This window comes from Limibacillus sp. (assembly GCA_037379885.1).
Taxonomy (GTDB): Bacteria; Pseudomonadota; Alphaproteobacteria; order Kiloniellales; family CECT-8803; genus JARRJC01.
Genome location: JARRJC010000099.1, coordinates 1 through 3,905, shown reverse-complemented (window position 1 = coordinate 3,905; position 3,905 = coordinate 1). Strand labels below are relative to the sequence as shown.

The 3,905-nt window shown below is 65.3% G+C and carries 4 protein-coding genes; 1 reads left to right on the top strand and 3 read right to left on the bottom strand.

The window, feature by feature from the left end; genetic code table 11:
- From cysD to P8X75_14785, 3 genes are all read right to left on the bottom strand, one after another.
- The coding region (cysD, locus tag P8X75_14795; protein MEJ1996448.1) for a sulfate adenylyltransferase subunit CysD at window positions 1–551 on the bottom strand (551 nt) is incomplete at its 3' end.
- Window positions 552–668: 117 nt separating this feature from the next.
- Window positions 669–1,646, bottom strand: a complete 978-nt coding sequence (locus P8X75_14790) for an NAD-dependent epimerase/dehydratase family protein (protein ID MEJ1996447.1) — start codon at window positions 1,644–1,646, stop codon at window positions 669–671.
- Between the two features lie 13 nt (window positions 1,647–1,659).
- The gene (locus P8X75_14785; protein MEJ1996446.1) at window positions 1,660–2,964 is read right to left on the bottom strand and encodes a nucleotide sugar dehydrogenase; all 1,305 of its coding nucleotides are present in this window, start codon (window positions 2,962–2,964) and stop codon (window positions 1,660–1,662) included.
- A 149-nt stretch (window positions 2,965–3,113) separates the two neighbouring features.
- Here P8X75_14785 and P8X75_14780 point away from each other — a divergent pair, with 149 nt between their 5' ends.
- Window positions 3,114–3,902: a glycosyltransferase family 2 protein gene (locus P8X75_14780; protein MEJ1996445.1), complete on the top strand. Its 789-nt coding sequence runs from the start codon at window positions 3,114–3,116 to the stop codon at window positions 3,900–3,902.
- Window positions 3,903–3,905: the final 3 nt, after the last annotated feature.

Here is a 3,905-nt window from a genome sequence, read left to right as displayed (position 1 = left end):
CGAATGGTCTCCCCCTTGTTGATCCGCGTGTTGTAGAGGTTCCAGAGTTCTGGGCGCTGGCGCTTGGGATCCCAGCGGTGGCCGGGCGCGCGGAAGGAGAAGATCCGCTCCTTGGCGCGGGACTTCTCCTCGTCGCGGCGCGCGCCGCCGAAGGCCGCGTCGAAACCGTACTTGTCGAGCGCCTGCTTCAGCGCCTCGGTCTTCATAATGTCGGTGTAGGCCGCGCCGTGGGTAAACGGCGAGACCCCCGCTTCCTTGGCTTCCTTGTTGGTATGAACCAGTAGCTTCAGGCCCAATTCCTTCGCCGTGCGGTCCCGGAACTCGATCATCTCCCGGAACTTCCAGGTCGTGTCGATGTGCATGAAGGGAAAGGGAGGCACCGCCGGATAGAAGGCCTTCAGCGCCAAGCGCAGCATGACCGAGGAATCCTTGCCGATGGAATAGAGCATCACCGGGTTGGCGCACTCGGCGGCCACCTCGCGCATGATCTCGATGCTCTCCGCCTCGAGACGGTCCAGGTGGGTCAGGCTGCTGCCGGTCGAAGCGGTCATGGCTGTCCTAGGGTCTATGGAATCGGCTCGGAGGCGCTAGGCGGCCTAGATATAGGAAAGATTTTTGGAGGTCAAAGACCGCGTGCCAGCAAAACGGGAATTTGATGGCCGCGGGTCTCACAGGCCGTGATAGTCCCGGTACCAGGCGACGAACTTCGGAATACCCTCCGCGATCGGCGTCCTGGGTCGAAACCCGAAATCGCGGGAGATCGCCGCTATGTCGGCATAGGTCGCCGGAACGTCGCCGGGCTGCATCGGCAAAAGCTCCATCTCGGCCTTCCTTCCCAGGCTTTCTTCCAGAAGCGCGATCATGTCCAGCAACTGCTCGGGCTTATTGTTGCCGATGTTGTAGAGGCGGTGCGGCGGGCCCTCGCCGGATGCCTCAGGCGCCTTCCCGGCGACGGCGAGCACGCCCTCCACGATGTCGTCGATGTAGGTGAAGTCGCGGCGCATCTCGCCGTGGTTGAAGACCGGGATGGGCTCGCCCGCGAGAATGGCCTTGGTGAAGATCCAGAGCGCCATGTCGGGCCGCCCCCAGGGTCCATAGACGGTGAAGAAGCGCAGGCCCGTCTGCGGCAGCCCGTAGAGGCTGGCGTAGGACTCGCTCAAAAGCTCATCGGCCTTCTTGGTCGCCGCGTAGAGGGAAACCGGATGGTCGACCCGGTCACTCTCGGAGAAGGGAAGCTTCTTGTTCCCGCCGTAGACCGAACTGGACGAGGCGTACACCAGGTGCTCCAGCCCCTCCAGGTGGCGGCAGAGCTCCAGCACGTTGGCGTGGCCGACGAGGTTGGAGCGCACGTAGGCCCCTGGATTGGTGAGCGAGTAACGCACCCCGGCCTGAGCCGCCAGATGAATGACGCGCGTCGGTCGGCCGAGGGAAACGGCCGCTTCCAGGTCGGCCATCTCGGCGATGTAGCCTTCAAGGAAGGAGAAGCCTTCCTGCCCCTGAAGCCGGGCCAGGCGGTCGCGCTTCAACTGCACATCATAGTAGTCGTTTAGGTTGTCGATGCCGACCACCGCTTCGCCGCGCGCCAGAAGCGCGGCGGCAACCTCCGAGCCGATGAAGCCGGCCGTGCCGGTGACGAGCGTTGTCATGGCCCCTCCTTCCTCACAGGCTCCAATAGGTGATGCCGGACGGCAAGTCCGAAGGGTCGAGCGCGGCGCGCAGGTCCATGACCACCCCACCGGCCTTGAGGCAGGTCAGCAGCTTTGTCGTCCCCTCCAGATAGGCCTGGTGGTCGACCGCGAGGATCAGCAGGTCCAGTCCGGCAAAAGCCTCCAGGTCGTCGCAAGGTCGGCCGAACAGGGCTTCGACCTCCCCCTCGGCGGCCAGCGGGTCGTGGATCAGTGGAGTGAGCCCGAAGGCGGCGAGTTCCTCCACCACCTCCACGACCTTGGAGTTGCGCAGGTCCGGCACGTTCTTCTTGAAGGTCAGACCCAGAACGCCGGCGCGCGCCTCGCCCGGTGCGGGCCGTCCGCTGGCCAGCAGCAGCTTCACCGCCTTGCCCGCCACGAAGGCCGCCATGGAGTCGTTGATCCGCCGTCCGGCCAGGATCACCTCGGGATGATGGCCCAGCGCCTCGGCCTTGGCGGTCAGGTAATAGGGGTCCACGCCGATGCAGTGACCGCCCACGAGTCCGGGCGTGAAGTCCAGGAAGTTCCACTTGGTGCGCGCCGCCGCCAGCACGTCGCGCGTGGCAATGTCCAGGCGCTCGCAGATCAGCGCCAGCTCGTTCATCAGCGCGATGTTGATGTCGCGCTGGGTGTTCTCGATCACCTTCGCGGCCTCCGCCACCTGGATGGAGGCCGCCTGGAAGACCCCGGCGGTCACCACCTCGCCATAGAGCGCGGCCATGCGCTCCGTGACCTCCGGCGTGGAGCCCGCCACCACCTTGGCGATATCGGCCAGCCTGTGCGTGCGGTCGCCCGGGTTGATCCGTTCCGGCGAATAGCCGAGCGTGAAGTCGCGGTTGAGGGCAAGGCCCGATTCCGCCTCCAGGATCGGCAGGCAGACCTCCTCTGTCGCCCCCGGAAAGACCGTCGACTCGAAGATGACCAGCGCGCCCGGCTGCATGGTCCGGCCGACGGCGGCGGAGGCGCTCTCCAGTGCGCTCAGATCCGGGCGGCGTTCCCCGTCGATCGGGGTCGGCACCGTCACGATGAAGATCTCGGCTCCGGCGAGATCGGCCTCCCGGTCGGTCAAGGTCAGGTGGACCGCGGCGGCCAGTTCCTCTTCCGTGACCTCCAGCGTGTCGTCGCGGCCCTGCTTCAAAGCCTCGATTCGCGCGCTCTTGACGTCATAGGCGGTCACCGGGTAGCGCGCGGCGAAGGCCACGGCCAGGGGCAGGCCGACGTAACCCAGGCCGATCACGGCCAGGCGCGGAGTCCGCGCTTCGGATGGGTTATCGCTCACGCTTTCGGTTCCTCTCGCGATCAACTCCCGCGCCTTTTATCCTGTTCGGCGGCTTGCGGCCAGAGCCAAGGGAGATGCAGACTTTGCAAGGCCACTCAGTTTGCGGCTATCTTTCCGGCCCTCGCACGGTCGGGCCTCTTGGGACAGTCATGACACTGCCGATTTCCGTCTTCATCATCGCCAAGAACGAGGCTGACCGCATTCCGCTCAGCATCCGCTCGGTCCGCGATTGGGTGGACGAGGTCATCGTGATCGATTCCGGGTCCGAGGACGAGACCGTGAAGGTCAGCGAGCAATTGGGGGCCCGCGTGGTCTTCAACGAGTGGCCGGGCTATGGCCCCCAGAAGGTCTTCGGCGAGGGCCTCTGCCGCAACAAGTGGCTTTTGAACATCGACGCCGACGAGGAGATCACGCCGGAGCTTGCCGAGGAGATCAAGGCGCTGTTCTCCAGCGGCGAGCCCCCGCTGGAAGGCTACCGGCTGCCGATCCTGCCGATCCAGGCCGGGCAGACCTCGGGCCATCCCTGGACGGCGCGGCACAAGCCGGTACGGCTCTACCGCAAGGACAAGGCCGGCTTCAAGGACGAGCTGGTGCACGACTCGGTGGTCCTGCATCCGGGCGCGCGCAGCGCCAAGCTGAAGGGCATGGTCAAGCACCGTTCCTTCCGCTCGCTCTGGCACCATGTCGAGAAGACCAACTTCTATTCGAGCGCCCAAGCCGAAGTCCTCGAGGAAAAGGGAAAGGCGCCGGGCGCGCTCATTCTTCTGACGATCCCGCTCCTGGCCTTTCTGAAGGCCTATGTCCTGCGCCGCGAGTTCGTGAATGGGACCGACGGAATCGTCAACGCCCACATGTACGCCTTTCAACGCTTCATCCGGCTGGCCAAGACCCGGGAGCGGCGGCGCGTGAAGGCGTCCAAGGACGACCGTGCTTCATGAGCG

Excerpts from the sequence above, each read along its gene's own strand:
- P8X75_14780 (MEJ1996445.1), top strand. The coding sequence starts at position 3,114 with ATGACACTGCCGATTTCCGTCTTCATCATCGCCAAGAACGAGGCTGAC.
- P8X75_14790 (MEJ1996447.1), bottom strand. The coding sequence starts at position 1,646 with ATGACAACGCTCGTCACCGGCACGGCCGGCTTCATCGGCTCGGAGGTT.